23 protein-coding genes are annotated in these 25,281 nt (G+C 76.3%); 9 read left to right on the forward strand and 14 right to left on the reverse strand.

Annotated elements, in window-relative coordinates; translation table 11 throughout:
* From IEX99_RS09875 to IEX99_RS09885, 3 genes are all read left to right on the forward strand, one after another.
* Entirely contained in the window at positions 1–813 is an 813-nt protein-coding gene (locus IEX99_RS09875) for a helix-turn-helix domain-containing protein (RefSeq protein WP_188899873.1), read from the forward strand.
* Between the two features lie 161 nt (positions 814–974).
* A complete protein-coding gene (locus tag IEX99_RS09880; protein ID WP_188899874.1) occupies positions 975–1,208 on the forward strand; it encodes a hypothetical protein in 234 nt (77 codons plus the stop codon).
* A 229-nt stretch (positions 1,209–1,437) separates the two neighbouring features.
* Entirely contained in the window at positions 1,438–2,154 is a 717-nt protein-coding gene (locus IEX99_RS09885) for an endonuclease III domain-containing protein (protein ID WP_188899875.1), read from the forward strand.
* A 257-nt stretch (positions 2,155–2,411) separates the two neighbouring features.
* Here IEX99_RS09885 and IEX99_RS09890 read toward each other — a convergent pair whose 3' ends face one another.
* Positions 2,412–3,419, reverse strand: a complete 1,008-nt coding sequence (locus IEX99_RS09890; RefSeq protein WP_229677917.1) for an Ldh family oxidoreductase — start codon at positions 3,417–3,419, stop codon at positions 2,412–2,414.
* 4 nt (positions 3,420–3,423) lie between these two features.
* Positions 3,424–4,737, reverse strand: coding sequence for a histidinol dehydrogenase (gene hisD / locus IEX99_RS09895; RefSeq protein WP_188899877.1), 1,314 nt, complete (start codon positions 4,735–4,737; stop codon positions 3,424–3,426).
* Positions 4,738–4,900: 163 nt separating this feature from the next.
* Here hisD and IEX99_RS09900 point away from each other — a divergent pair, with 163 nt between their 5' ends.
* Positions 4,901–6,946 (forward strand): AI-2E family transporter, encoded by a 2,046-nt coding sequence (locus IEX99_RS09900; protein WP_188899878.1) that lies wholly within the window; start codon positions 4,901–4,903, stop codon positions 6,944–6,946.
* Between the two features lie 32 nt (positions 6,947–6,978).
* Here the strand turns inward: IEX99_RS09900 and IEX99_RS09905 are convergent, their stop codons facing one another.
* From IEX99_RS09905 to IEX99_RS09915, 3 genes are all read right to left on the reverse strand, one after another.
* Entirely contained in the window at positions 6,979–8,154 is a 1,176-nt protein-coding gene (locus IEX99_RS09905) for a UxaA family hydrolase (RefSeq protein WP_308421484.1), read from the reverse strand.
* Between the two features lie 16 nt (positions 8,155–8,170).
* Positions 8,171–8,455: a UxaA family hydrolase gene (locus IEX99_RS09910; RefSeq protein ID WP_188899879.1), complete on the reverse strand. Its 285-nt coding sequence runs from the start codon at positions 8,453–8,455 to the stop codon at positions 8,171–8,173.
* A 151-nt stretch (positions 8,456–8,606) separates the two neighbouring features.
* Positions 8,607–9,542, reverse strand: a complete 936-nt coding sequence (locus tag IEX99_RS09915) for a PfkB family carbohydrate kinase (RefSeq protein WP_188899880.1) — start codon at positions 9,540–9,542, stop codon at positions 8,607–8,609.
* A gap of 91 nt (positions 9,543–9,633) precedes the next feature.
* Between IEX99_RS09915 and IEX99_RS09920 the strand changes: the two genes are divergently transcribed.
* The 3 genes from IEX99_RS09920 to IEX99_RS09930 all read left to right on the forward strand — a co-directional run bounded on the left by IEX99_RS09920 (position 9,634) and on the right by IEX99_RS09930 (position 11,706).
* On the forward strand, positions 9,634–10,335 hold the full coding sequence (locus IEX99_RS09920) for an RluA family pseudouridine synthase (RefSeq protein ID WP_229677918.1): 702 nt from the start codon (positions 9,634–9,636) through the stop codon (positions 10,333–10,335).
* Between the two features lie 80 nt (positions 10,336–10,415).
* Positions 10,416–10,727, forward strand: a complete 312-nt coding sequence (gene rpmB / locus IEX99_RS09925; protein WP_188899882.1) for a 50S ribosomal protein L28 — start codon at positions 10,416–10,418, stop codon at positions 10,725–10,727.
* Between the two features lie 82 nt (positions 10,728–10,809).
* Positions 10,810–11,706, forward strand: coding sequence for a sensor histidine kinase (locus tag IEX99_RS09930; protein ID WP_188899883.1), 897 nt, complete (start codon positions 10,810–10,812; stop codon positions 11,704–11,706).
* A gap of 20 nt (positions 11,707–11,726) precedes the next feature.
* Here the strand turns inward: IEX99_RS09930 and IEX99_RS09935 are convergent, their stop codons facing one another.
* From IEX99_RS09935 to IEX99_RS09970, 8 genes are all read right to left on the reverse strand, one after another.
* The gene (locus IEX99_RS09935) at positions 11,727–13,316 is read right to left on the reverse strand and encodes an AMP-binding protein (protein WP_188899884.1); all 1,590 of its coding nucleotides are present in this window, start codon (positions 13,314–13,316) and stop codon (positions 11,727–11,729) included.
* A complete protein-coding gene (locus tag IEX99_RS09940; protein WP_188899885.1) occupies positions 13,316–14,059 on the reverse strand; it encodes an ABC transporter ATP-binding protein in 744 nt (247 codons plus the stop codon). Before IEX99_RS09940 ends, IEX99_RS09935 begins: the two co-directional genes overlap by 1 nt.
* On the reverse strand, positions 14,056–14,847 hold the full coding sequence (locus IEX99_RS09945; RefSeq protein WP_188899886.1) for an ABC transporter ATP-binding protein: 792 nt from the start codon (positions 14,845–14,847) through the stop codon (positions 14,056–14,058). Before IEX99_RS09945 ends, IEX99_RS09940 begins: the two co-directional genes overlap by 4 nt.
* Positions 14,844–15,719, reverse strand: a complete 876-nt coding sequence (locus IEX99_RS09950) for a branched-chain amino acid ABC transporter permease (RefSeq protein ID WP_188899887.1) — start codon at positions 15,717–15,719, stop codon at positions 14,844–14,846. The genes IEX99_RS09945 and IEX99_RS09950 overlap by 4 nt, the downstream gene beginning before the upstream one ends.
* A complete protein-coding gene (locus tag IEX99_RS09955) occupies positions 15,716–16,585 on the reverse strand; it encodes a branched-chain amino acid ABC transporter permease (RefSeq protein WP_188899888.1) in 870 nt (289 codons plus the stop codon). Before IEX99_RS09955 ends, IEX99_RS09950 begins: the two co-directional genes overlap by 4 nt.
* A 10-nt stretch (positions 16,586–16,595) precedes the next feature.
* Positions 16,596–17,744, reverse strand: coding sequence for an ABC transporter substrate-binding protein (locus tag IEX99_RS09960; RefSeq protein WP_188899889.1), 1,149 nt, complete (start codon positions 17,742–17,744; stop codon positions 16,596–16,598).
* 99 nt (positions 17,745–17,843) lie between these two features.
* A complete protein-coding gene (locus IEX99_RS09965; RefSeq protein ID WP_188899890.1) occupies positions 17,844–18,791 on the reverse strand; it encodes an SMP-30/gluconolactonase/LRE family protein in 948 nt (315 codons plus the stop codon).
* 138 nt (positions 18,792–18,929) lie between these two features.
* A complete protein-coding gene (locus IEX99_RS09970) occupies positions 18,930–20,573 on the reverse strand; it encodes an ArnT family glycosyltransferase (protein WP_188899891.1) in 1,644 nt (547 codons plus the stop codon).
* Positions 20,574–20,756: 183 nt separating this feature from the next.
* On the opposite strand from IEX99_RS09970, the gene IEX99_RS09975 reads away from it, so the two are divergent.
* Entirely contained in the window at positions 20,757–22,418 is a 1,662-nt protein-coding gene (locus tag IEX99_RS09975; RefSeq protein ID WP_188899892.1) for a hydantoinase B/oxoprolinase family protein, read from the forward strand.
* Entirely contained in the window at positions 22,415–24,481 is a 2,067-nt protein-coding gene (locus IEX99_RS09980) for a hydantoinase/oxoprolinase family protein (RefSeq protein ID WP_188899893.1), read from the forward strand. Before IEX99_RS09975 ends, IEX99_RS09980 begins: the two co-directional genes overlap by 4 nt.
* Positions 24,482–24,493: 12 nt before the next feature.
* Here IEX99_RS09980 and IEX99_RS09985 read toward each other — a convergent pair whose 3' ends face one another.
* Positions 24,494–25,261 carry a (Fe-S)-binding protein gene (locus tag IEX99_RS09985; RefSeq protein ID WP_188899894.1) on the reverse strand — a complete coding sequence of 256 codons (768 nt, stop codon included), beginning with the start codon at positions 25,259–25,261 and terminating at the stop codon, positions 24,494–24,496.
* Positions 25,262–25,281: the final 20 nt, after the last annotated feature.

A 25,281-nucleotide genomic window follows, 5' to 3' on the forward strand; every position in this document is an offset into this window, starting at 1 on the left:
ATGTCGCCAGGCCGACAGGCCCCCGCCGCCGCGCCGCTCCGCCGCTTCCCGCAGGAGGCGGTAGACCGCCCCCTCGCCGGCTTCGTGCAGGACTACGCGGACGGCCACGCCACCGGCTGGCACAGCCACGCCCGGGTGCAGCTCCTCTACGCCACGCGCGGGGTGATGCGCATCGCCACCGAGGCGGCGGACTTCGTCGTACCGCCGGGCCGCGCGCTGTGGGTCCCGGCGCGGCTGCCGCACGCGGTGACGATGCGCGGGCCGGTGGCGATGCGCGCGCTGTTCCTGCGCGAGGACGCGGCGCGCCGCGCCGGGCCGCCGCGGACCGCGGTGCTCGCGGTCTCGCCGCTGCTGCGCGAGCTGATCCTCGCCGCCTGCGCCGAGCCGCTGGAGTGGGACGAGGGCGGGCGGGGCGGCCACATCGCGGCGCTGATCGTCGAGGAGATCGCGCGGGCGCCGAGCCTGCCGCTCGGCGTGCCGGCGGTGCGCGATCCGCGGCTGGCGCGGCTCGCCGCGGCGCTGGCGGCCGACCCGGCGAGCCCGCTGACGCTCGAGGACTGGGCGGTGCGGTGCGGCGCCAGCGCGCGGACCTTGGCCCGGCTGTTCCGGCGCGACGCCGGCATGGGCTTTGCGCGCTGGCGCCAGCAGTTGCGGCTGGTCGAGGGGGCGGCCCTGCTCGCCCAGGGGGTGCCTCCGGCGCGGGCGGCGGCGGCAGTGGGCTATGCCAGCGCTCCCGCCTTCGGCGCGGCGTTCCGCGCCGCCTTCGGCCTGACCCCGGGCGCCGCCGGGCCGGGCCGAGGCGGGGCGGCCTGAGCGGTCGGCGGCGCCTCCACTCCGGCGGGGGTTGCGAGGAGCCGGGGGCGGATCGCTCCGCGCTTGCCTCACATCCGTGTGTTGTCTACAATTTAACATAACATTAGCGTCACCACGGCGCCGCCAGCCGCCCCGCCCCTGTCCCAGAAGGACACCGCCCCATGCGATCCGAGACGATCGAGGTCCTCCTGCTCTGCGGCATCGTCTTGTGCGGCGCATTGTCCTTCGGCTGGATCTCGGCGGAGGACCTGCGCCACATGCTGTCCCTGCTGTTCCTCTGGGCGGCGCTGAGCACGGCGCTGGTCGGCGCGGCCGGCGCCTGGGTGGCGATCGTGCGCTCGCTGCGCGCCCGGAACGCGGCGAACGCGCAGGCGGCGGGCAACAGCGTCCGCTGAACCTCTCCGCCGCTGCGCGTCACGCCAGCCAGCTGCGCGCCGCCGCGCAGCGCGCGAGGCCAGGGGCACACTCGGCCAGCCCCCCAGCGCGGGCGCCAGGGTGAGGGGGAATCAGGCCGGAGAGCGTCATGCGGAAGCCCGGGTCGCCGACCGGCAGCTGATCCGGTCCGCCTGCGGCACCCGCGCGGCGCGGCGGGAGGCGGCGGGCGCCGGCGCGCGTTCCGGCGCCATGGCCGCCACGCCGAAATCCGCCGCGGCGTCCGCCGGCGCGCAGGGCCGCCCGGACAAGGAACCCTTCGACATCGCCGTGGCGTTCCGCCGGCTGCGCCGCGCCACCGCCGGCCTGCCCAAGGCGGCGATGTTCGAGCTGCGCGACCGCGGCTACGGCTCGCCCTTCGAGCAGCTCGTCGCCGCGCTGGTCTCCGCCCGCACGCGCGACGAGACGACCGTCCCGGCCTGCCTCCGCCTGTTCGCGGTGGCGCGCACGCCGGCCGCGCTGGCGGCGCTCGACGAGGACCGCCTGGCGGCGCTGCTGCGCGGCGTCACCTTCCCCGAGGCGAAGGCGCGGGACCTCAAGGCCATCGCCCGGCGCATCCTGGAGGAGCATGGCGGCCGGGTGCCGGACAGCGCCGAGGCGCTGAGGCGCTTCCGCGGCGTCGGCCCGAAGATCGCGGCGCTGACCCTCGGGGTCGGGTTCGGCCGGCCGGCGATCGCCGTGGACGTGCACGTCCACCGCGTCGTCAACCGCTGGGGCTACGTCGCGGCGCCGACGCCGGAGCGCACCCAGGCGGCGCTGGAGGCGGTGCTGCCGCGACGCTACTGGATCGAGATCAACGAGCGGCTCGTGCCCTTCGGCAAGTTCGTCTGCACCAGGGAGCGGCCGCGCTGCTCCGGCTGCGTCCTGCGCCCGATGTGCCGGCAGGTCGGGGTCGCGCACCCGCGCTGAGCGCGCGCCGGCATCGCGCCGCCGCCTGCCGCGTTGTCCCGGGGCCATGCCGAGCGCCGACACCGCCGCCACGCGGCGGGACGCCGAAGCCGCCCTCGCCGCCTCGACGGGCTGCGCACGCCGGAGGGCGTGCCCTTTCCCGCGTGCTGAGCCTGCCCGATGCGGCGGTGGCGGCGCGGGAATACGCGCGCTTCGTGGCCGATCTGCGCGCCGCGAAGCAGGCGGCGGGGGCGTGACGGCGCGGGCGGGGCGCGGCCCTACCCGGCCAGCGCCTCGATCTGCCGCAGCAGCGCCTCCGGCACCTCGATCCCCTCCGCCGCGGCGCGCGCGGCGAGGGCGGCGCGGCGCGCGCCCGGCAGGCGCACCCCCTCCTCCGCGAGCATCGCCGCGGCCATCGCCTCGACCCGGTCGAGGAACACCTCGCGCCCGGCCAGCGCGTCCGGGGCGATCGCGACCAGCGCCTGGCCGAGCCGCGGACGGTTGCCCGCGTCGGCGAAGAAGCTGTCGGCCTCGAAGCCGAATTGCGCCCCGGTCAGCGCGCAGCAGAGCAGCTCGACGACGAGGGCGAGCAGCGCGCCCCTGGCGCCGCCGATGGCGAGCATGGCGCCCGACAGCGCCGCCCGCGCATCGGTGGTCGGCGCGCCCGCGGCATCCAGCGCCCAGCCCTCCGGGATCGGCCGCCCCTCGCGCGCCGCGACCATGATCCTGCCGCGCGCCACGGCGCTGAGCGCGAGGTCCACCACGAGCGGCGGCAAGCCCTCGCCGCGGCGCGGGAAGGCGGCGGCGACGGGGTTGGTGCCCATCAGCGGCCGCCGGCCGCCCGGCACCGGCATCGCCGCGGGCGAGTTGGTGAAGGCGAGCGCGACCAGCCCCTCCTCCGCGGCCAGCCGCTCGACGAACAGGCCGATCGCGCCGGCGTGGTGGCTGTTGGTGACGCCGGCGAAGGCGACGCCGTGCGCCCGCGCGCGCCGCGCCGCCTCGGCCAGGGCGAGGTCGAGCGCGGCGTAGGCGAGGCCGTCGCGCGCATCCACCAGCACCGCGCCGCCGCGCCCGGCGACGACGGCCGGGACCGCCCGCCCGTCGGCGCGGCCGTTGCGCAGGAAGGCCGCGTATTGCGGCACGCGCGAGAGGCCGTGGCCCGACTGCCCCTGCGCCTCGGCGGCGACCAGGGCGCGCGCCGTCGCCGCGGCCATCGCCGGATTCGCGCCGGCGGCGGCGAGGGCGCGCCGCACCAGCGCCTCGGCCTCGGCGAGCGGGAGCCTCACCACGTCAGGACTGCACCGGCACGCCCGTGTCGAACCGCTCGCCGGGGAACCACTTGCCGAGGCGCAGGTCGGCGGTGCGGGCATGCGCCTCCATCCCCTCGTGGCGGGAGATGCGCGCCACGATCGGGCCGAGCGCGCGGTTCGCCTCGCGCGTCACCTTCTGCCAGGTCAGCGGCTTGAGGAACTTGTGCACCGAGAGCCCGGCCGAGTAGCGGGCCGCGCCCTTGGTCGGCAGGATGTGGTTCGGCCCCGCCGCCTTGTCGCCGTAGGCGACGGTCGAGCCCTCGCCGAGGAACAGGCTGCCGTAATTGGTCAGCCGCTGCAGCCACCAGTCGAGGTCGGCGGCCAGCACCTCCAGGTGCTCCGCCGCGTAGTCGTCGGAGACCTTCGCCGCCTCCTCGCGCGTGTCGCACGTCACCACCTCGCCGTAGTCGCGCCAGGCGGCGGCGGCGGCCTCGCGCGCGGTCGGCGGCAGCGCCGCGATCAGCTCCGGCACCCGCCTCACGCAGTGTTCCGCGAGGCCGCGGTCGAGCGCGACCAGCCAGGCCGGGCTTTCCGCCCCGTGCTCCGCCTGGCCGACGAGGTCGGCGGCGACGATCTCGGGATCGGCGGTGGCGTCGGCGATGACGCAGATCTCGGTCGGGCCGGCCAGCACGTCTATGCCGACGCGGCCGAACAGCATGCGCTTGGCCTCGGCGACGTACTTGTTGCCGGGGCCGACGATCACGTCCGCCGGCCGGCCGGTGAACAGGCCGAAGGTCATCGCCGCGATCGCCTGCACCCCGCCGAGCGTCAGGATCATGTCGGCGCCCGAGCGGTGCATCGCGTAGAGCTGCTTGGCGTTGATCGGCCCGCCCTTGTACGGGGCGGAGGCCGCGACCACGAAGGGCACGCCCGCCGCCTTGGCCGTCGCGATCGCCATGTAGGCGGAGGCGATGTAGGCGTAGCGCCCCGCCGGAACGTAGGCGCCGACGCAGTTCACCGGCACCAGCCGCTGCCCGGCGACGAGGCCGGGCGCCAGCTCGACCGAGAACTCGCGCACGCTCTCGCGCTGCGCCTCGGCGAAGCGGCGGACGTTGGCGATGGCGCGGTCTATGTCGCGCCGCGTGCCCTCGTCCACCTCGGCGGCGCGGCGCGCGATCTCCTCGGGCCCGACGACGACCGGGCCCTCCCAGCCGTCGAGGCGCTTCGCGTAGTCGAGCACCGCCTGCTCGCCGCCGGCCTCGATCCGCGCCAGCATCTCGGTCACCACGGCGCGCGCCGCGCCCTCCTCCGAGGCCGGTGTCTTGGCGGCCTTCTTCAGCCAGGTGACGGCCATCTCGCTGCCTCCGCAAACCACGGTCGCGTCCAGCCTAGCCGATTCGCGCCGCCGCGCCATGCGGCGGGCGGCGCGGTCCGCCCCCGCCGGGCGATGCGGGCCGGCCGCGGCGAACCCGGGCGGCCGGGGGGCGTTGGAGGCCCGCCCGTCAGGCGCCTCTGCGATGCCCGATCCGCGTCCCCCCTTTCCCGCCGCGCGCCGCGGCGTGCCGGCGGCCGGCATGCCGGGGCCGGGCGCCGGCGTGGCGCTGGCCGGGCTGGTCGCGGTCGCCGTGCTGTATCTCGGGCGCGACCTGTTCGTGCCGCTGGCGCTCGCGGTGCTGCTGAGCTTCGTGCTCGCCCCCGTGGTGCGCGCGCTGCGCCGGCTGATGCTGCCGCGCGCGCTGGCGGTCATCGCCAGCGTGCTGTTCGCCTTCGCCGTGCTCGCCGGCCTCGGCACGGTGATCGGCGCGCAGGTGACGGTGCTGGCCGGCAGGCTGCCGGAATACCAGGCGAGCATCGCCCGCAAGCTCGCGCCGCTGCGCGAGCCGGACAGCCTGCTGGAACGCGTCTCGGAGGCGCTGCGCCGCCTCGAGCGCGCCGGCGGGAACGGGTCCGGGGAGCGCGGGCCGGCGGAGGGTGCGGCCGTCGCGCCGCCCGCGGAGACCGCGCCCGCCGAGGCCCCGCGCGCCGCGCCGCGGCGCGCCGAGGGGCCCGGCCCCCTGCCGCCGCTCCCGGTCGAGCTGCGGCGGCCCGAGCCCTCGCCGGTCGAGCGGCTGCGCGCCGTCGCCGAGCCCCTGCTCGCGCCGCTCGCCGTCACCGGCATCGTCGTCGTGCTCGTGGTGTTCATCCTGCTCTACCGCGAGGACCTGCGCGACCGGCTGATCCGCCTCGCCGGCGCGCGCGACCTGCACCGCACCGTCGCCGCGATGGACGACGCGGCGCTGCGCCTGTCGCGCTACTTCCTGGCGCTGACGGCGATGAACGCGATCTATGGCGCGGCCATGGCCGTGGCCCTCTGGCTGCTCGGCGTCCCCAACCCGGTGCTCTGGGGCATCGTCGCGGGGCTGATGCGCTACGTGCCCTTCATCGGCTCCTTCATCGCCGTGGCCGGGCCGCTGCTGCTGGCGCTGGCGACCGGGCCCGGCTGGTCGCTCGCCTTCGCGGTGGCGGCCCTGTTCCTGGTCGGCGAGCTGGCGATGGGCCAGGTGTTCGAGCCGCTGGTCTTCGGCCATTCCACCGGCCTCTCGCCGATCGCGGTGATCGCCGCGGCGGCCTTCTGGACCTGGCTCTGGGGCCCGATCGGGCTGCTGGTCGCGGTGCCGCTCACCGTCTGCCTGGTGGTGCTCGGGCGGCATGTGGACCGGCTGGAATTCCTCGCCGTGATGCTGGGCGACCAGCCGGCCCTGGAGCCCGAGGAGGTCTTCTACCAGCGCGCCCTCGCCGGCGACGGCGACGCGCTGGTCGAGCAGGCCGAGCGCGCGCTGCGCGACGCGCCGCTCTCGGCCTATTACGACGAGGTGGCGCTGAAGGGGCTCGCGCTGGCGCAGGCGGACTGGTCGCGCGATGCGCTCGATGCCGAGCGGCTGTCCATCATCCGCCGGCAGGTGGAGGCGCTGCTCGACGACCTCGCGGACGAGGGGGACGAGGCGCCGCCGGAGCCGCTGGTGGGCGGCCCGGACGGCGAGGCGGCGCAGGCCGCCGGCGCGGCGCGGCCGGCGACGGGGCGCATCTCCCCGGTCTGGGCCGCGCCGGGCAGCGTGCTCTGCATCGCCGGGCGCGGGCGGCTCGACGATCTCCCGGCGGGGATGCTCGCCCAGCTTCTCGGCATGCACGGCATCGGCGCGCGCGCCGAGCCGAACGCGGTGCTGCGTGCCGCCGATGCCGGGGGGCTCGACCCGCGGCGCGTGCGGCTGTGCGTGCTCTCGGTGCTGGAGCGCGGCAGCAGCGTGGCGAGCATCCGCTATTTCCTGCGCCGCGTCCGGCGCCGGCTGCCCGGCGTGCCGGTGGTGCTCGGCCTGTGGCACGCCGCGCCCGGCAGCCCGACGCTGACGGCGTTGCGCGCGGAGGCCTCCGCCGAGGGCGAGAGGGAGGAGGTCCTCGCCTCGCTGCGCGAGGCGGTGGCGTTCTGCCTGCGCGCCGCCCGCACCGCGGCGGCGCGCGAGGCGACGCCGGGCGGGCCGGAGGCGGGCGCGGCGGGCGGCGCGCCGCCGCTGCCCGCCGCGAGCTGACCGGCCGGCGCGCCTGCCGCCCCCGCGCCGCCTCAGGCGCTCTCGTAGAGCCGGGTCAGCGAGAACTCGCGGTGCCCGAGCAGCTCGGCCGCGGTCAGCTCGCCGTCCGCGGTGCGGAGGATGCAGTCGAGCAGCGCCTCGCCCGCCTCGTCCATGTTCATCCGCCGCTGCAGGATGCCCGTCACGTCCACGTCGATGTGCTCGCTCATCGTGCGCAGGGTGCGCGGGTTCGCCGTCAGCTTGATCACCGGCAGGATCGGGTTGCCGATGACGTTGCCCTGGCCGGTCGGGAAGGTGTGCACGGCGAAGCCGGCGGCGGCGCAGAGCGTGACCATCTCCGCCGCCGCGCTCGAGGAATCCATGAACCAGAGGCCCGGCCCGGTCGGCGTCTCGGCCTTGTCGAGCACGCCGTCCACGAGGCACTTCTTGCCGATCTTCTGGATGTTGCCGAGCGCCTTCTCCTCGATCGTCGTCAGCCCGCCCTCGATGTTGCCCTTGGTCGGCTGGGACTCGGAGAGGTCGTTGGTCTTGTGCGCCTCGATCACGCGCTGGTAGCGGTCGAACATCGCCATGAACTTCGCGCGGATCTCCGGCGTGCGGCAGCGCGCGGCGACCAGGTGCTCGCCGCCCGTGAGCTCGGTGGTCTCGCCGAAGACCAGCGTGTTGCCGTTCTCCCACAGCTTGTCGAAGGCGTTGCCGACGGTGGGGCAGGAGGCGAGGCCGGAGGTGGTGTCGCTCTCCCCGCACTTGGTCGAGACCCAGAGCTCGCTGAGCGGCGCGCGCGTCCTCTTCAGGCGGGAGGCGTGCTTCACCATCCGGTAGGCGGCGCGCGAGGCGCTGGCGATGGTGTTGATGTCGCCGTTCTGCTCGATGGCGAAGCCCTCGACCGGCTTGCCCGACTTCGCGATGCCCTCGACCACGCGCCCGGTCCAGCCCGGCTCGATGCCGATCACGACGACGCCCGCGACGTTGGGGTTGGTCCCGGTGCCGATCAGGGTGCGGAAGTGCAGGTCGAGGTCGGCCCCGAACTGCAGGCGCCCGTAGCTGTGCGGGATCGCCATCGCGCCCTTGATGTTGTTCGCCACCGCCTCGCAGGCGGCGTTGGAGAGGTCGTCCACGGGCAGGACGATGACGTGGTTGCGCACGCCCATCCGCCCGTTCTCGCGCCGCCAGCCCTCGAAGGTCGCGGCCTTGAGGTTGATGCCCATCGCCCGCCGCTCCCCCTCACCAGCGCTTGGTCTTGACGTTGTGCACGTGCAGGTGCTCGCCGGCGCCGATGTCCTGCACCGCGCGGCCGATGTCCACGCCGTACTTGATGACGGTGTCGCCCGCCTTGATCGGCCGGATCGCCAGCTTGTGGCCGATCGGGATGTCCGACCTGGCGTCGAACTCGATCGTCCTGTCCTGGTCCATGATCCAGCCGGTGAGCTTCTGGCCGGCCTTCAGCCCCTCCACCACCACCACGCCGACGGAGTCGCCCTCGTCATGGACGACGAAGTGGATCGTCATCGCACCGCCTCTCCTCCCGCTCGGAAGTCCGCCGGACCCTAAGCCTTGCCTCGACGGCGGGTCAACGTGCGCGGCGGCAGGCGCCGATCCGCCGCCGCCCTCCCCGCCGCGGCCGGCCCGCCCGGGCCGCCGCGCCGCGGCCGGAGCCGCCTCACTCTCCGGCCAGCAGCGCCTCCACCATGGCCCGTGTCGGCGTCCGCCCGTCGCGCGCGCGCAGCGCGCCGGCGGCGGCGGCGAAGCGCATGGCGGCCGCGATGTCCTGCCCCTCGGCGATCGCCAGCGCGTAGGCGCCGTGGAACACGTCGCCGGCGCCGGTGGTGTCGGTGGCCTCGATGCGGAAGCTCGGCGTCTCGCGCAGCCGCATGTCGTCGCGCGTCATCCACAGCGTGCTCCGCTCGCCCCGCGTCACGGCGGCGAGGCGCGTGTGGCCGCGCGCCAGCGCCCGCCGCAGCCCCTCCGCCGGGCGCAGGGCGCGGGCGAAGTTCTGCAGGCCGGTGGTCGAGAACACCGCGTGGTCCGCGCGCGGCACCAGGTCCACCAGGATGCGCGTCTCGCTCTTCTCCGCGTCGAGCACGCTCGGCACGCCGCGCGCCCGCGCCGCCTCCAGCGCCGCCGCCGCGCCCTCCGGCCAGCGCGGGTCGCAGAGCAGGGCGGAGGCCCCGTCCAGCGCGTCGAGCGGCAGCCAGGAGGGGTCGCGGTCCAGCCCCTCGCCCCGGAAGCTGAGGGTCGTCCGCTCCCCCGTCCGGTCCACCAGCACCGCCGAGACCGGCGTGCGCGCGCCGCTCACCCGGCGCAGCGCGGTGACGTCCACGCCCTCCTCGGCCAGCGCCTCGGCCAGCGGCTCGCCGTTCAGGTCGTCGCCGACCCGGCCCCAGAAGGCCGCGCGGCCGCCCAGGCGCGCCACCGCGATCGCCGCGTTGGCCGCGAGCCCCCCGGGGCCGAGGCGGTAGGCGCGGGCGGTGGCCTTGGCCGGCGGCTGGGGTATCTCCTCGACCCAGAAGGTGTGGTCGGCCACGACGGTGCCGAGGCAGATGACGAGCGGCCGCGGCGGGGCATCGGGGCGGCGGACGGCGGCGGAGGGTGGCATGCGGCGTGATCGCGCTCCTGCCCGGCAGGTTCGGCCGGCGGGCCGCCGCTGGGAAGCCCCCGCCGCGCCGCCGGAGGGGATCGCCCGCCGTGTGCTGCACCGCGACGGGGCGCGGCTGGTGCTCGACAAGCCCGCCGGCCTGCCGGTCCACCGCGGACCGCGCGGCGGCCCGTCGCTCGAGGACTGGCTGCCGGCGCTGCGCTTCGGCAAGCGGCGCGACCCGCAGCCGGCGCACCGGCTGGACGCCGACACCGCGGGCTGCCTCGTGCTCGGCCGCACCCGGCCGGCGCTGGCGCGGCTCGGCGCGCAGTTCGCCGCCGGCCGGGTGGAGAAGGTCTACTGGGCGGTGGTCCGCGGCGCCCCGCCCGCCGCCGAAGGCGAGATCGCGGCCCCGCTGCGCAAGGTCTCCACCGCCGCCGGGGGCTGGCGCATGGTGGCGGACGCCGCCGGCGGGCAGCCGGCGCGCACCGCCTGGCGGGTGCTCGGGCGCGGCGCGGGCGGCCTCGCCTGGCTGGAGCTGCGGCCGCGCACCGGGCGGACGCACCAGCTCCGCGCGCATTGCGCCGAGCTCGGCTGCCCGATCCTCGGCGACGCGCGCTACGGCGGCGGCGACCATCCGGGTGGCCTGCACCTGCTGGCGCGCGCCGTCGGCCTGCCCGGCGAGGGCGAGGACTGGCCGCCGCTGCGCGTCGAGGCCGAGCCGCCGCCGGCGATGCGGCCGGCCCTCGCGGCCTGCGGCTGGGCGCCGCCGCCGGCGGCCGGCTTGACGGCACCCTGCCGCTCGGCCACATAGCCGGCCTTCGGTTCGAGACCAGCCCGCGCGCGGCGCCGCCTGCCGCCTGCCGCGCGCCTGCGAGATCGGGAAACTCCGCCATGGCCCGCCGTTGCGCCATCACCGGCAAGGGCGTGCTGACGGGCAACAACGTCAGCCACGCGAACAACAAGACCCGCCGGCGCTTCCTGCCCAACCTGCAGGAGACGTCGTTCTTCTCCGACCTGCTCGGCGCCCCGGTGCGGCTGCGCGTCTCGACCCGGGGCATCCGGACCGTCGAGCACAACGGCGGGATCGACGCCTTCCTCCTCGGCACCCCCGACCGGCGCCTGCCGGAGGAGGCGCGCGCGCTGAAGCGCCGGCTCGAGCGCGCGAAGGCGGAGCGGGAGGCGTCGGCCGCCGCGGCGGCCTGACGGGGCGCGGCCTGCCCCGGCCGCGTTCCGTCGGGGCGGGGTTAACCCCTCGTTCACTCTTTGCGGCGTAGGCTGGCGGTGCATGACCGCCGCCGCCGCGCTTCTGCCACAGATGCTGGTCGCCCTTGGGCTGTCGGCCTTCGCCGTCGGGATCGCGCTTATGCTGCGCGCGACGGGGCGGCGGCGCGCCGCGGCCGCCCTCGCGCGCGCGGAGGCGGCCGAGCAGCGGGCCGCCGCGGCGGAGCGCCGGCTCGGCCTGGTGGCCGCGGAGCTGCGCGGGCCGGGCCTCGCCATGCTCGGCCAGGCGGAGCGGCTGCTGCGCGGCCTCGACGCCGCCGCCGACCGCCGGCCCGCCGCCGGCGCGGCAAGGATCGAGGCGGAGGCCCTCGCCGCGGTGGCCCGCGACCTGCTCCGCCTCGCCGAGCAGCTCAACGACCTGCTCGCCCTGCAGCCCGGCCCCCCCGCGCTGCGCGAGGACACCTTCCCGCTGCGCCCCCTGCTCGACGAGGCGATCGCCGCCGTCGCGGCGGAGCCCGGCGCCGGCGGCCGCCACTGGCGCATCGCGCCCGAGCTCGCCGCGCTGTCCCTGCACGCCGACCGCCGGGCGCTGCGCGGCGTGCTGCGCTCCGTGCTGGCCCGCGCCGCGCGCCTCTCCCGCGCCGGCGACTGCATCGAGCTGCGCCTCGACCCGGACCGCGGCGACAGCATCGCCATCGTCATCGAGGACGAGGGCAGCGGCGTGCCGAGCGAGGACCTTGCCCCCGAGGCCGTGGAGAGCGATCCGGTCGCCATCCTGCCCGCCGCGGCGGGGCGCACGCGCGGCGTCGGACTCGGCCTCGCCGTCGCCCGCGCCCTGCTCCAGGCCCATGGCGGAGGGCTGGAGCTGGAGGCGGCGCCGGGCATCGGCGCGCGCGCCTCGCTGCTGCTGCCGCGCAGCCGGGTCGCCGCCGCCGGGGCGATCGCCGCGGCCGCAGCCTGAAGCGGGCGAGGACGCGCCGGTCAGGACCCCTGGCGCGAGGCCCCCGCCGCCACCTGTTCGGCCATCTCGCGCAGCTTCACGCGCTGGATCTTCACCCCGTTGGGGCTCTGCGTCACCGGGAACTCGGCGATCGGCAGGATGCGCCGCGGCACCTTGAACCGCGCGAGGTCGCGCCGGCAGGCCTCGAGCAGCGCCGCCTCCTCGAGCGTCGCGCCGGCCTCGGGCTGGACGAAGGCGATGGCGACGGTGCCGCCCTCCACGCCCACCACCTGCGCCTCGCGCACGCCCGGCTGGCGCTTGAGGAAGGCCTCGATCTCCTCCGGATTGACCAGGAAGCCGGACAGGCGCAGCGCGTCGCCCATCCGCGTCTCGAAGTCGAAGCCGAAGCCGTCCGGATGGACCGCGCCGAGGTCGCCGCTGCGGAAGAACCCGTCCGGCGTCATCGCCTTCGCCGTCGCGGCCTCGTCGTTGAGGTAGCCGATGAACATGGAGGGGGCGCGGAACTCCAGCTCGCCGCGCTCGGCGAACTGGCCGGTCGCCGGGTCGCGCGCGCGCACCTGGGCGTCGGCGTTGACCGGCCTCCCGCCGCCGAGGGTGCGGCGCACCGGATCGGCGGGGTCCTGGTAGGCGTAGAGCGCCTGCATCTCGCTGCTGCCGTAGAGGTTCAGCGGCGCGAGGTTCAGCGCCTCCGCCCGCGCGTAGAGCCGCGCGACGCCGGGGCGCAGCCCGGCGATGCCGGTGACGCGGAAGGGCGCGTAGGGGCGGCCCTCGGCGACCTCCAGCACCTCCTCGATCATCTCGTCTATGGCGTGCCAGTGGGTCACGCCCTCGGCGCGGATCAGCGCGTCGGCGGCCTGGGCGTCCCAGCGGTCCATCAGCACCAGCTTGGCGCCGCCGGCGATGCCGCACATCGCCGAGGCGTTGCCGTAGGTGCCGCAGAGCGGCACGGCGATCAGCACCGCCGCCCCCGCCGCGTCGGTGCCGATGTGGCGCATCACGTCGTGGGCGTGCCCGGCGATGGCGCCCTGGCGGTGCAGCACGAGCTTGGGGCCGGAGGTGGTGCCGGAGGTGGTGAAGGTGAGACAGGCGGAATCCGGCGCCGCGTCGTCGCGCGCGCGCTCCGGCGCGCCGTCCAGCGCCTCCCAGGGCAGCACCGGCAGGCCGGCCAGGCGCGGCGCCCCGCCCGCGTCGAGACCGACGACGAAGCGCAGCGGCGCGCGCGCATCCGCCGCCACCTCGGCGAGCAGCGCCGGGAAGTCCACGCCCGGGAAGCCCCAGGCGGTGGCGAGCGCGCTCGGCCGCGCGCGGCCCAGCAGGTGCGCGACCTCGGCCGGACGGAACCGCGTGTTGACGTGGACCGCGCAGGCGCCGAGCCGGGCGAGGGCGAACTGCAGCACCAGGTACTCCGGCCGGTTCGGCATCCAGACCGCGACCCGGTCGCCGGGCCCGACGCCCTCGCGCGCCAGCCCCTCGGCGACGCGGCGCGCCGCCGCGGCGAACTGCGCATAGCCGAGGCGCCGCCGCGGCCCGGCGATCGCCACCGCGTCGGGCGCCTGCGCCGCGGCGCCCTCCAGCAGTTCGGTCAGCGTCTCGGGCCGGAGGCGGAGCATCAGAACAGCTCCATCAGCCGCGCGTGGTCGGACAGCTCGGCCGGCGCCCCCTCGAAGATGAAGGTGCCCGACTTCATCACCAGCACGCGGTCGGAGACGGCGAAGGCCTCGCGCACGTTCTGCTCGACGAGCAGGATCGCCATGCCGCGACTCTCGCGCAGCGCCGCGATCGGGCGGATCAGGTCCTGGAACAGCTTGGGCGCGAGGCCGATCGAGGGCTCGTCGAGCAGGAGCGCGCGCGGGCGCGTCAGCAGCGCGCGGGCGATCGAGACCATCTGCTGCTGCCCGCCGGAAAGCGTGCCGGCGCGCCGGTTGCGGAACTCCCGGATGCGCGGCAGGACGCCGAGCACCTCCTCGACCCGCTCCTCCCGCTCGGAGGCGCGGACCCCGGCCGACCACAGGGCGAGACCGAAGATCTCCTCCACCGTCAGGTCGGGGAAGACGCCGCGGCCTTCCGGCACCAGCGCCACGCCCGCGGCGCCGAGCGCGGCCGGCACGTGGCGCGGCAGGGTCTCGCCGAACACGCGGATCGTGCCGGCGGCGGGGCGGTGCAGGCCGAACAGCACGCGCAGCAGCGTGGACTTGCCGGCGCCGTTGTGGCCGATCAGGCACAGGATCTCGCCGGCGCCGAGGGTGAGGGAGACGTCGCTCAGCACCTCGCGCCCGCCGTAGCCGGCGCAGAGGCCGCGCGCCTCGATCGCGGGCGGCGCGGCGGCGCGGGCGGTCTCGACGGCGGCGCTCAAGCCGTGGTCTCCGCGGCGGCGGTCGCGGGCTCGTGCCGGTCGCCGAAGTAGATGGCGGCGAGGGCGGGGTCGCGAAGGATGGAGCGCGGATCGCCCTCGGCGATCACGCGGCCCTGGTCGAGGAAGGCGATGCGGTCCGACAGCTCGGCCACCACGTCGAGGTTGTGCTCGATCAGGCAGATGGCGACGCCGCGCCCGGTCGCGGCGCGCAGCAGCTCCGCGAAGCGCGTGCGCGACGCGGGATCGAGGCCGGAGGCCGGCTCGTCGAGCAGCCAGATGTCCGCCTCCGCCGCGAGGATGCGCGCGAGCGAGAGGAACTTCCGCTCCGCATAGGCGAGGTCTATGGCGCGCGCCCCGGCGAGCGCGGCGAGGCCCGTCGCCTCCAGCGCCGCCTCCGCCGCCGCCTGGCGCCGCTTGCGGCCCGCGGCGCCGCCGGGCTGCCAGAACCAGGCGCTGCGCTCGGTGGCGGCGAGGACGTTGTCGCGCACCGTCATGTGGGTGAAGAGGCGCAGGTCCTGGAAGGAGCGCGCGACGCCGAGCCGCGCCACCTGCCAGGGCTTGAGCCCGGTGATCGGCCGCCCGCGCACCCAGGCCGCGCCGGCGTCGGCGCGGAGGTTGCCGGTGATCAGGTTGAACAGCGTCGTCTTGCCGGCGCCGTTCGGCCCGACCAGGGCGGTGACCTGCCCCGCCGGCAGCGCCAGCGACACGCCGGCCACCGCCTGCAGACCGCCGAAGGAGCGCGCCAGCCCCTCGCAGCGCAGCGGCGCGTCCTCGCGCGCGGCGCTCATGCCGTGGCCCGCCCGCGACTGAGGTCGCCGACCAGCCCGGCGGGGCGGAAGATCATCAGCAGGGTCATGGCGAGGCCGTAGAGGATCTGCTGGATGGCGCCGACCTCGCTGGGCGGGATGAAGGGCAGGAAGGCGAGGCCGGCGGGGAGCGAGAGCAGGATCACCGTGCCGATCAGCGGCCCCCACAGCGTGCCGGTGCCGCCGATGATCACCATCGCCATCACCAGCACCGAGTACTCCATGGTGAAGCTCTCGACGTTGACGAAGGAGGTGTGCAGCGCGTAGAGCGCGCCCGCCACCCCCGCCCCGGCGCAGGCGAAGCCGACCGCGAGCGTCTTCGCCGCCGCGACGTTCTTGCCGAGCGCCTCCGCCGCGCTCTCCGCGTCGCGGATCGCGGTCAGCGTGCGCCCGAAGGCGCCGCGGGCGAGCAGCGCGGTGGCGAGCAGGACCAGCGCCAGCGCGGCGAGCGCCACCGGCAGCACGCCGACCGGCACGCCGAACAGGGTGGGCAGCGGGATGCCGACCAGGCCGCCGATGCCGCCCGTCAGCGGCTTCAGCTCCGCGAACAGCGTCACCGCCACCATCTGCAGGCCGAGCGAGGCGGCGACGAAGTACTCGCCCCGCACCCGCAGCGCCGGCAGGGCGAGGCAGAGCGAGAGCCCGCCCGCGATCGCCGCCGCGAAAAGGCAGGCCAGCACCACGTCCGGCACCAGCAGCAGCGCGATCTGCGCCCCGGCATAGGCGCCGAGGCCGAAGAACACCGCGTGCGCGATCGAGAAGATGCCGGCGTAGCCGACGATGAAGTTCAGCGTCGCCGCCAGGATGCCGAAGATCGCGAGCTGGGTCGCGAGGTTGGAGAGATAGGCGATCATCGCGCCATCGCCACGCCGAAGATGCCGCTCGGGCGGAAGAGGATGAAGGCGAACAGGGCGAGGAAGGACACCGCCTCCGCCCACTGCGTGTCCACGAACTGCAGCGCGAGGCTCTCCGCCACCCCGAGCATCAGCCCGGCGAGCGCCGCGCCGCGCAGGCTGCCGATCCCGCCGACGATGGTCGCGGCGATCGAGATCAGCATCACGTGGTGCCCGATCGCCTCGTTGAGGCCCGAGGTCATCGCCGTGACGATCGCCGCCGGGGCGGCGAGCGCCGAGCCGATGGCGAAGGCGAGCACGGAGATGCCGTTGGCCGACAGGCCGTAGGTGCGGATCAGGTCCGGATTCTGCGCCAGCGCGCGCAGCGCCACGCCGGCGTGGGTGCGCGTCAGGAACACCGTCAGCGCGGCGAACAGCACCGCGGCCGTCGCGATCGCGATCCAGAGGATCGGCGCGACGAAGATCTCCGGCATCACCTCCGTCGCGAAGCTGAGCCGCGTGTCCACCGTGGCGAGCCCGCGGCCGGCGAACATGCCGACCAGGTTCTGCACCACGATGCCGACGCCGAAGGCGGCGACGAAGACGGTGAAGAAGGAGCCCTCGTGCCGCTGGATCGGACGGTAGACGAAGCGCTCCATCGCCATGCCGAACAGCGTGGCGACGGCCACGGCGATCAGCGCGCCCACCCAGCCCGGCCAGCCGGCGCGCCAGGCGAAGAGGTAGGCGTAGCCCGCGAGGGTGAAGGCGGTGCCGTGCGCGAAGTGGAAGATGCGGGTCGCGCCGAAGATCAGCGCGAACCCCGCCGCGGTCAGCGCGTAGATCGCCCCGGTCTGCAGCCCGTTCAGCAGGAGCTGGAGGAACAGCACCGCCGCGCGCTCAGCCCTGGACGATCTCGGAGCGGCCGGCGCCCTTGATCTCGTTCACCTGCATCTGGGTCATCAGGTTGCCCTGCTCGTCGAAGGTGCCGCGGCCGCCGACCAGGTCGAAGCTCCGCGTGCGCAGCATCGCCTCGCGCAGCGCGTCGCCGTTCACCTCCCCGCCGGCCTGCTCCACCTGTCGCGCCAGCAGCCCGAACAGGTAGGCGGCGTTGTAGTAGTTGGCGTGGTAGGCCACCGGGGTCTGGTTGTAGCGCGCGCGGAACTCGGCGGCGAAGCGCCGCGTCACCGGGTCGCCGCTCTCGAAGTCGAGCTTCTGCGTGGTGTAGAGCGCGCCCACCGCCTCCGGAAGCTGGCGCACGCTGTCGATCGAGAAGGCGGAGTAGGAGCAGATGATCTGCGTCACGCCGTTGTCGCGCAGCCCCTTGATGATCTGCGACTGCTGGCCGCCGAAGCTCGCGACGTACACGGCGTCCGGCCGGGTCTGGCGCACCCGCGCCGCCACCGGGCCGAACTGCTGCGCCGCGCGCGGCACGCTGAAGCTGCCGACCAGCTCCGCCCCCGCCTTCGGCAGCTCGGCGCGGAGCTGGCCGAGGATCGCGTCGCCCAGCGGGTCGTCCACGTAGATCAGCGCCACGCGCTTCACGTTCCGCTGGCGCGTCAGGTAGCCGACCATCACCGGCACCTCGAGATGCGCCAGCGCGATGACGTTCCAGAAGTAGGGCGAGAGGCCGGCGAGGTCCGGCCCCACCGCGCCGCCGTTGACCATGATGACCTTGGCGCGGTCGCCGATCGGCGCCACCGCCTTGGAGGTCGCGGTCCAGCTCACCAGCACCCAGACCGCGCGGTCCACGTTGACCAGCTTGTTCATGCCGACCACGGAGGGCTGCGGCAGCGCCTGGCTGTCCTCCGCCTGCAGCCGGATCGGGCGGCGCAGCATGTTGTCGGCGGCGATGTGCGAGAGGGCGAGCTGCGCGCCGCGGGTGAAGGCCTCGCCGTACTCGGCGTTCGGGCCGCTCATCGGGAACAGCGTGCCCATGACGTAGGGCTCGCCGGAGGGCTGCGCCCTGGCGGCGCGGACGAAGGGCAGCGGCAGGCCGGCGGCAGCCGCGAGCAGTCCGCGGCGGCGGAGCGTCGGAGCGATGTGCATGGCATCCCCTCCCGTGGGCGCGAGGCTTCCCGTCTGGCGGGCAAACCTCCGCCTGCGCGGGCGGCGTGTCAACGTCCGCCGCCGCGGGCCGCGGGCCGTTCAGGCATGCGGCAGCCGCAGCCCCGGCTCGTCCCACTCGAGCGCGGCGAGCCGGCCGGTGAGGGAGAGGGTGACGTAGGCGGTCCGCATGTCCGGCCCGCCGAAGCAGATGTTGGTCGGCATCCGCTCCGGCATCTTCACCACGCGCAGGATCTCGCCCGAGGGCGCGACGGTGCTGATCTCGCCGGCCACCAGCGTCGCGACGACGATGTTGCCGGCGGCGGTCACGGCGAGGCTGTCGAGCCGGCGGAAGCCCGGGAACTGGCAGACCAGCCGCCCGCCATGCGGGCTCGGCCAGGGCTCCTTGCGCAGCACGCCGGGGCCGAGCACGTCGAAGGCCCAGAGCCGCCCGGTCTCGGTCTCCGCCACGTAGAGGGTCCTCCCGTCCGGCGAGAGGCCGATGCCGTTCGCCCCGCCGGGGACCGGATGCGCCGCCTCGACGATGCGCGATCCGTCCTCCGCCGCCCAGTAGACGGCGCCGTGGTCGCGCCCGCGCGGGCGCACCTTGCCGAGGTCGGAGAACCAGAACCCGCCCTGGCCGTCGAAGACCAGGTCGTTCGGGCCGGACAGCAGGTGCTCGCCGCAGCGCTCGTAGAGCACGGTGACGGCGCCGGTGGCCGGGTCTATGCGCTCGATGCGCCCGCCCCGGTAGTCGGCGGAGGGGGCGACGGGACGCAGCATCCCCGGCTCCTCGTGCCAGGCGAAACCGCCGTTGTTGGTCACGTAGAGGCTGCCGCCCGGGCCGAGGGCGAGGCCGTTCGGCCCGCCGCCGGGGCGCGCGATCACGCTCTTCGTGCCGTCCGGCGCGACGCGGGTGATGCGTCCCGCCTCGATCTCGACCAGCGCGACCGAGCCGTCCGGCATGGCGACCGGGCCTTCGGGGAAGCGCAGCCCCTCGGCGAGGATGCGCAGCTCGCGCGGCGTTTCGGCGGTGACGGCGTTCGGCATCGCGGCATTCCCCCCATCGGAACCCGGCGATCATGCGCCAGCGGCGGCGCGGCGCGAAGCCCCGGCGGGGTGAAGCCCGGCCGGGAGGGGCGCCGATCGCCGCCCGCCCCGCCCTCGATCAGCCGTGCGGCGGCGCGCTCAGCGCCGCCGCCAGAGTTCGACCGAGCCCCGCTCGCCGGGAACGGTGGCGGACAGGGCGTAGGCCTCGCCGAGCGCCGCGGCGACCATCGCCGCGGCCTCCGGCCGCAGCTCGCACCAGCGCCCGCGGTCCACCACCATGAGGCGGGGACGGGAGGCGAGCACGCGGGCGAGCTCGGCATCGGCATCGAGGCCGGTCACCGCGCTCTCGCGCCCGGCGAGGTGGGCGGGGAAGGCGAAGCGCGTCGGCACGCCCGCCCGGGCCAGGAAATAGGTCACCGGGTGGTAGTTCACCACGTAGATGGGCTCGCCCGGCGGCAGGTCCGCGGCGATCAGGGCGGCCAGCCGCCGCGGCGGATCCGGCTCGCGCAGGCCGATCCCGTGCAGCAGGGCCGGCGCCGTCGCGCCGGCCGCCGCGTCCAGCGCGACGGCGCCGACCAGCCCGGCGAAGGCCGCCGCGCCGCGGCCGACCGGCGCGAGGCGGGCCAGGCGGCGCGCGCCGAGCGCGGCGAGCAGCGAGAGGGGCGGCAGCCAGATCAGGAAGTAGTGCTGGAAGAACCGGCCCGGCGCCACGACCGCGACGGTCGCGACCGCGAGCCAGACCACGCCGATGCGGGCGAGCGTCGGCGCGCCCGCGGCGGGCCGGGCGCCGCGGCGCGGCCGCGGCAGCAGCGCAACGGCGGCGAGCGCGAGGGGCAGCGCGAGGGTGACCGCCGCGCCGAGCGTGATGCGCGCCGCGCGGACCGCCTCGATCGGCTCCTCGACATAGCGCATCGGCGCGAGGATGACGGCGTCGAGGAAGGTGCCGAACTCCCCCTGCGCCGCGTAGGCGAGGGCGAGCGCGGCGGTGGGGGCGGCGCAGAGCGCGGCGTAGGCGCCGGCCATGGCGAGCGCGCGCCCGGCCGGCAGCACGCCGCGCCACCAGGCGGGCCCGACGAGCAGGGCGAAGGCCAGGCATCCCTCCGGCGCCGCCACCGGCTTGATGGTGAGCGCGACGCCGATCGCGAGCCCGGCGGGCGCGAGCTCGGCCCAGGAGGGCGGCGCGCCGTCGCGGGCGAGCCGGGTCGCGGCGCGCACGCCGAGCGCCATCGCCGCGGCGACGAAGGGCGCGAACAGGATCTCCGTGTTCGTCGCGAGGCCGCCGAGCGTGACGCTCGACCCGACATAGAGCAGGCCGGCGCCGAGGCCGAGCAGGCGCGGGCCCCCCGCCGCCCGCACCAGGGCATGCAGGGCGAGGCCGGTCGCCGCCACGGCGAGCGCGCCGAGCAGGCGGACGGCGAACAGGGTCTCGCCGAACGCCGCCAGGGCGCCCGCGATCAGCGCCGGCGCGCCCGGCGGGTGCAGGTCCCAGACCGCGACGAAGGGCCAGCCGCCCCGCAGCCATTCGCGCGCCTGGAGGACGTAGAGCCCCTCGTCGGGGTCTATGACGGAGGGGATGAAGGACGGCCAGCGCAGCAGCAGGGCGACGAGCAGGAGAACCGCCGGGCCGAGCGCCAGGGCCAGGCCGAGGCCGGAGCGCGCCCGCGGCGCGGCGCCCGCTCCCCGGCCGCGCGGCGGACGGTCGGCGATGCGGCGCGCGGCCGCCTGCGCCGCCGCGGGCGGCGCGAGGGTGGCGTCCGCAGTGTCGAGGTGCTGTCTGATCATCGCTCGCCCGGCGCTCTCCCTGGCGGTCCGCCCCGATCTCGCGGGCGATGGCGGCCCCGCCTCCGCCGGCCGCGACCCTTCCGGCGGCGCCGCGCGCGCGCAAGCGACAATGCCGTGTTCCCGGCGCCCGCCGGACGCGCGGGGCGGCTTGACGGCGAGGTGCGCAGCCCCGACGGTCGCGCCATGCCGCCCCGCCCCGCCGCGCCCGATCCCGTCACCCTCGCCGTCCTCGACAACCGCTTCCGCGCCATCGTCGAGGAGATGGGCGAGGCGATGCTGCGCACCACCTACTCGCAGATCCTGAACTCCTCGCGCGACTTCTCGATCGCGCTGTGCGACGCGCGCTGCCGGCTGGTGGCGCAGGCCGACCACATCCCGGTCCATGTCGGCGCCATGCCCTTCGCCGCGCAGGCGGTGGTGGAGGCGTTCGGCGACGCGATCGCCGAGGGCGACATCTACCTGCTCAACGACCCCTACCACGGCGGCAGCCACCTGCCGGACCTCACCGCCATCGTGCCGGTCTTCGCCGAGGGGGCGCTGCGCTTCCTCTGCGTCGTCCGCGCCCACCACACCGACATCGGCGGCGCGACCCACGGCGGCTACAACCCCGCCGCCACCGAGATCTGGCAGGAGGGGCTGCGCGTGCCGCCGATCCGCCTCGGCGAGGGGCGGCGGCCGCGCGAGGACCTGCTCCGCATGATCACCGCCAACACCCGCCTGCCGCGCGACGTGCGCGGCGACCTGATGGCGATGATCGGCGCCGCGCATCTCGGCGAGCGGCGCCTGCTCGCGCTGCTCGCGCGCCACGGCGCGGGGCTGCTCGACGCCGCGGTGGAGGCGATCCTCGACCTCGCGGAGGGGCACGCGCGGCGCATCGTCGCCACCTGGGCCGACGGCACCTGGCGCGGCGAGGCGTTCCTCGACGACGACGGCTTCGGCGGCGAGGACATCGCGATCCGCGCCACCGTCACCAAGCGCGGCGATTCGCTGACCGTGGACCTCTCCGAGAGCGACCCGCAGACGCCGGGCTTCGTCAACTCCTCCTATCCCAACATGGTCAGCGCGGTGCGCATGGCCTTCGCCTTCCTGCTCGACCCGGAGGTGGCGAAGAACGACGGCGCCTTCCGCCCGCTCGCCGTGATCGCGCGCGAGGGCACGGTGGTCTGGGCGCGCGAGGGCGCGCCGGTGACGATGTGCACCTCCCACTGCTCGAACGAGATCGTCGAGGCGGTGGTGAAGGCGCTTGCCAACGCCTGCCCGGAGCGGGCGATGGGCGGCTGGGGGCGGCGCTTCCGGGTCGCCATCAAGGGCCGCGACGCGCGGCGGCCGGGGCGGGAGTTCGTCTGGCACATGTTCCACGCCCGCCCCGGCGGCGGCGGCTCGGCCAGGGGCGACGGCTGGTCCACGGTGGGCGAGTGGCACTCCGCCGGCGGGCTGAAATTCGGCTCGGTCGAGATGGCGGAGGCGCGCTTCCCGCTGTTCTTCCGCCGCCACGAGTTCCGCCCCGACTCGGCGGGCGACGGCCAGCACCGCGGCGGCCTGGGCGGCGAGCTCGAGCTGGCGATCGAGACCGACGGGCCGGCGGTGGCGAACACCGCGGGCGACGGGGCGCGCCACGGCTCCGCGGGCATCCTCGGCGGGCGCGATTCGCCGCCGCACGACTACCGCCTGCGCCGCGCCGACGGGACCGAGCGCGTGCTGCGCACCAAGGAGGTCGGCATCCCGCTCGCCCCCGGCGACGTGCTGCACGTGCGCGCCGCGGGCGGCGGCGGCTGGGGCCCGCCGGAGAAGCGCGATCCCGCGGCGCGCGCCGCCGACCGCGCCGAAGGCTACGTCACCCGATGAGCGGCTTCCGCATCGGCATCGACGTCGGCGGCACCTTCACCGACGTCGTCTGCATCGGCCCGGACGGCCGCACCACCCTCGCCAAGGCCGCGAGCACGCCGGCCGACCAGAGCGAGGGCGTGGTCGCGGCGCTCGGCGTGCTCGCCGCGGCGCTCGGCCTCCCCCTCCCCGACCTGCTCGCGCGCACCGAGCGCATCGTCCACGGCACCACCGTCGCCACCAACGCGCTGCTCGAGCGCAAGGGCGCGCGCGTCGCCATGCTCACCACCGCGGGGCATCGCGACGTGATCGAGATGCGCGAGGGCCTGAAGCCCGAGCGCTACGACCTGCGCCTCCCCCCCCCGCCGCCGCTGGTGCCGCGCCGCCTGCGCCTGCCCGTGCGCGAGCGCCTGCGCGTGGACGGGCGCGTCGAGGTGCCGCTCGACGAGGCCTCGCTCGCCGAGGCGATCGCGGCGCTCGCCGCGGAGCAGGTGGAGGCGGTCGCGGTCTGCTTCCTCCACTCCTGGCGCGACCCGTCGCACGAGCGGCGCGCCGGCGAGGCGGTGGCGAAGGCGCTGCCCGGCGTCTACGTCACCCTCTCCGCCGAGGTGCTGCCGCAGATCAAGGAGTTCGAGCGCTTCTCGACCGCCGCGGTGAACGCCTATGTCGGCCCGGTCGTCGCGCGCTACCTCTCGCGCCTGCGCGAGCGGCTCGGCGGGGCGGGCTACGCGGGGCCGGTGTTCGTCATCCTCTCGCACGGCGGCGTCGCCCCGGTCGAGGAGGCGGCGCGGCTCGCCGCCGGCACCGCGCTCTCCGGCCCGGCGGGCGGCGTGGCGGCGGCGCTGGCGCTGGCACGGCGCGGGCTCGCCGCCAACCTCGTCACCTTCGACGTCGGCGGCACCTCCACCGACATCGCGCTGGTCACGGAGGGCGAGGCGGCGCTCGGCCGCGGCCGCACGGTGGGCGGCGAGCGGATCGCGCTGGAGAGCCTCGACATCATCACCCTCGGCGCCGGCGGCGGCTCGATCGCGCATCTCGGCCCGGGCGGCACGCTGCGGGTCGGGCCGCGGAGCGCCGGCGCCGCCCCGGGGCCGGTCTGCTACGGCCAGGGCGGCAGCGAGCCGACCGTGACCGACGCCAACCTGCTGCTCGGCTATCTCGACCCGGCGAACTTCCTCGGCGGGCGGCGGCGGCTCGATCGCGCGGCGGCGGAGCGGGCCTTCGCCGCGCTCGGCGCGCGCCTCGGCCTCGACGCGATGCAGGCGGCGGCGGGCACGCACCGGCTCGCCAACGTGCACATGGCCGACGGCATCCGCCTCGCCACCGTGCGCCGCGGGGTGGACCCGCGCGACTACACGCTGCTCGGCTTCGGCGGCGCCGCCGGGCTGCACGTCAGCGCCGTGGCGCGCGAGCTCGGCATCCGCCGCGTCGCCGTGCCGCTCTTCGCCGCCGGGCTCTCGGCCTGGGGGATGCTGCACACCGACCTGCGCTACGAGGTGGCGCGCAGCGAGGCCGATGCCGCCGGCGTGCCCGCCGACGACGCCCTGCGCGCGACCTACGCCGCGCTGGAGGAGGAGGGCCGCGCCCGCGTCGCCGCCTGGTTCGGCGGCGCGGTCGAGACGCGCCGCGCCGCCGACATGCGCTACGGCGAGCAGGTGTTCGAGATCGCCGTGCCGCTCGACGGGCTCGACTGGGACTCGCCGGGCTTGGCGGAGCGCGTGCGCGAGGCCTTCCACCGCCGCCACGAGGCGCTGTTCACCTACGCGCTGCGCGGCGAGGAGGTGGTGCTGGTGAACGCCCGCGTCGCCGTCGTCGGCCGCCTGCCGCCGATGCCGGCGCCGGAGGCGCCCGCCGCCGCCGCGCCCGCCGCGCCGGTCGCGCGGCGGCGCATCCTGCTCGCCGACGGCGGCGCGGCGGAGGCGCCGGTGTTCGACTTCGCCGCCCTCGCCCCCGATCAGCGCCTGGACGGCCCGGCGATCGTCGAGAGCGACACGACGACCGTGCTGCTGCTCCCCGGCGACGCGGCGCGGATGGATGCGCGCGGCTGGCTGGAGGTGGCGGTGCCGGCCGCCGCCGCCCTGTAGCCCGCGCGCGCCTCAGCGCGCCTCGCCGATCGGGGCCACCTCGCCGGTGATGCCGGCGAGCACCTCGGCGACGTGGCGCACATGCACGGGCGAGCCCTCGCGCCGCAGCCGCCCGGCGATGTTGAGCAGGCAGCCCAGGTCGCCGGCGAGCAGCGTGTCCGCCCCGGTCGCCGCCACGTCGCGCGCCTTGTCGGCGACCATGCGGGTCGAGATGTCCGGATACTTGACGCAGAAGGTGCCGCCGAAGCCGCAGCACACCTCGGGCTCCGCCAGCTCCTTCAGCGTCAGCCCGCGCACCGAGGCGAGCAGCCGGCGCGGCTGGTCGCGGATGCCGAGCTCGCGCAGGCCGGAGCAGGAGTCGTGGTAGGCGGCGACGCCGTCGTACTGCGCCTCGACCCGCTCCACCCCCATCACGTCGGCGAGGAAGGAGACCAGCTCGTGCGTCTTCGCCGCCAGCCGCTCGGCGCGGGCGCGCTCCTGCGGGTCGTCGGCGAAGAGCGCGGGGTAGTGGTGCCGGATCATCGCCGCGCAGGACCCGGAGGGCGCGACGGTGTGGTCGTAGGGCAGGAACTCCTCGATCACCCGGCGGGCGAGGTCGCGCGCATCGGCGCGGTCGCCGGAATTGTAGGCGGGCTGGCCGCAGCAGGTCTGGCCGCGCGGCACCACCACCTCGCAGCCCGCGCGTTCCAGCAGGCGCAGCGCGGCGAAGCCGACGCTCGGCCGGTAGAGGTCCACGAGGCAGGTGACGAAGAGCGCGACGCGGGGTCTGCGGACGGGCATGGCGTTCCTGTAGTGGCATC

Origin of the sequence: Caldovatus sediminis, assembly GCF_014644455.1 — a bacterium.
GTDB lineage: Bacteria > Pseudomonadota > Alphaproteobacteria > Acetobacterales > Acetobacteraceae > Caldovatus > Caldovatus sediminis.

What these genes read in the sequence shown, in the direction of transcription:
- IEX99_RS09905 (WP_308421484.1), bottom strand. Translation starts at nt 8,154, where the DNA reads ATGGGCATCAACCTCAAGGCCGCGACCTTCGAGGGCTGGCGGCGCGAG.
- IEX99_RS09950 (WP_188899887.1), bottom strand. Translation starts at nt 15,719, where the DNA reads ATGATCGCCTATCTCTCCAACCTCGCGACCCAGCTCGCGATCTTCGGC.
- IEX99_RS09975 (WP_188899892.1), top strand. Translation starts at nt 20,757, where the DNA reads ATGCCGCCCCGCCCCGCCGCGCCCGATCCCGTCACCCTCGCCGTCCTC.
- rpmB (WP_188899882.1), top strand. Translation starts at nt 10,416, where the DNA reads ATGGCCCGCCGTTGCGCCATCACCGGCAAGGGCGTGCTGACGGGCAAC.
- IEX99_RS09935 (WP_188899884.1), bottom strand. Translation starts at nt 13,316, where the DNA reads ATGCTCCGCCTCCGGCCCGAGACGCTGACCGAACTGCTGGAGGGCGCC.
- IEX99_RS09880 (WP_188899874.1), top strand. Translation starts at nt 975, where the DNA reads ATGCGATCCGAGACGATCGAGGTCCTCCTGCTCTGCGGCATCGTCTTG.
- IEX99_RS09985 (WP_188899894.1), bottom strand. Translation starts at nt 25,261, where the DNA reads ATGCCCGTCCGCAGACCCCGCGTCGCGCTCTTCGTCACCTGCCTCGTG.
- IEX99_RS09980 (WP_188899893.1), top strand. Translation starts at nt 22,415, where the DNA reads ATGAGCGGCTTCCGCATCGGCATCGACGTCGGCGGCACCTTCACCGAC.
- IEX99_RS09910 (WP_188899879.1), bottom strand. Translation starts at nt 8,455, where the DNA reads ATGACGATCCACTTCGTCGTCCATGACGAGGGCGACTCCGTCGGCGTG.
- IEX99_RS09915 (WP_188899880.1), bottom strand. Translation starts at nt 9,542, where the DNA reads ATGCCACCCTCCGCCGCCGTCCGCCGCCCCGATGCCCCGCCGCGGCCG.
- IEX99_RS09885 (WP_188899875.1), top strand. Translation starts at nt 1,438, where the DNA reads ATGGCCGCCACGCCGAAATCCGCCGCGGCGTCCGCCGGCGCGCAGGGC.
- IEX99_RS09960 (WP_188899889.1), bottom strand. Translation starts at nt 17,744, where the DNA reads ATGCACATCGCTCCGACGCTCCGCCGCCGCGGACTGCTCGCGGCTGCC.
- IEX99_RS09930 (WP_188899883.1), top strand. Translation starts at nt 10,810, where the DNA reads ATGACCGCCGCCGCCGCGCTTCTGCCACAGATGCTGGTCGCCCTTGGG.
- IEX99_RS09900 (WP_188899878.1), top strand. Translation starts at nt 4,901, where the DNA reads ATGCCCGATCCGCGTCCCCCCTTTCCCGCCGCGCGCCGCGGCGTGCCG.
- IEX99_RS09945 (WP_188899886.1), bottom strand. Translation starts at nt 14,847, where the DNA reads ATGAGCGCCGCGCGCGAGGACGCGCCGCTGCGCTGCGAGGGGCTGGCG.
- IEX99_RS09965 (WP_188899890.1), bottom strand. Translation starts at nt 18,791, where the DNA reads ATGCCGAACGCCGTCACCGCCGAAACGCCGCGCGAGCTGCGCATCCTC.
- IEX99_RS09970 (WP_188899891.1), bottom strand. Translation starts at nt 20,573, where the DNA reads ATGATCAGACAGCACCTCGACACTGCGGACGCCACCCTCGCGCCGCCC.
- hisD (WP_188899877.1), bottom strand. Translation starts at nt 4,737, where the DNA reads ATGGCCGTCACCTGGCTGAAGAAGGCCGCCAAGACACCGGCCTCGGAG.
- IEX99_RS09875 (WP_188899873.1), top strand. Translation starts at nt 1, where the DNA reads ATGTCGCCAGGCCGACAGGCCCCCGCCGCCGCGCCGCTCCGCCGCTTC.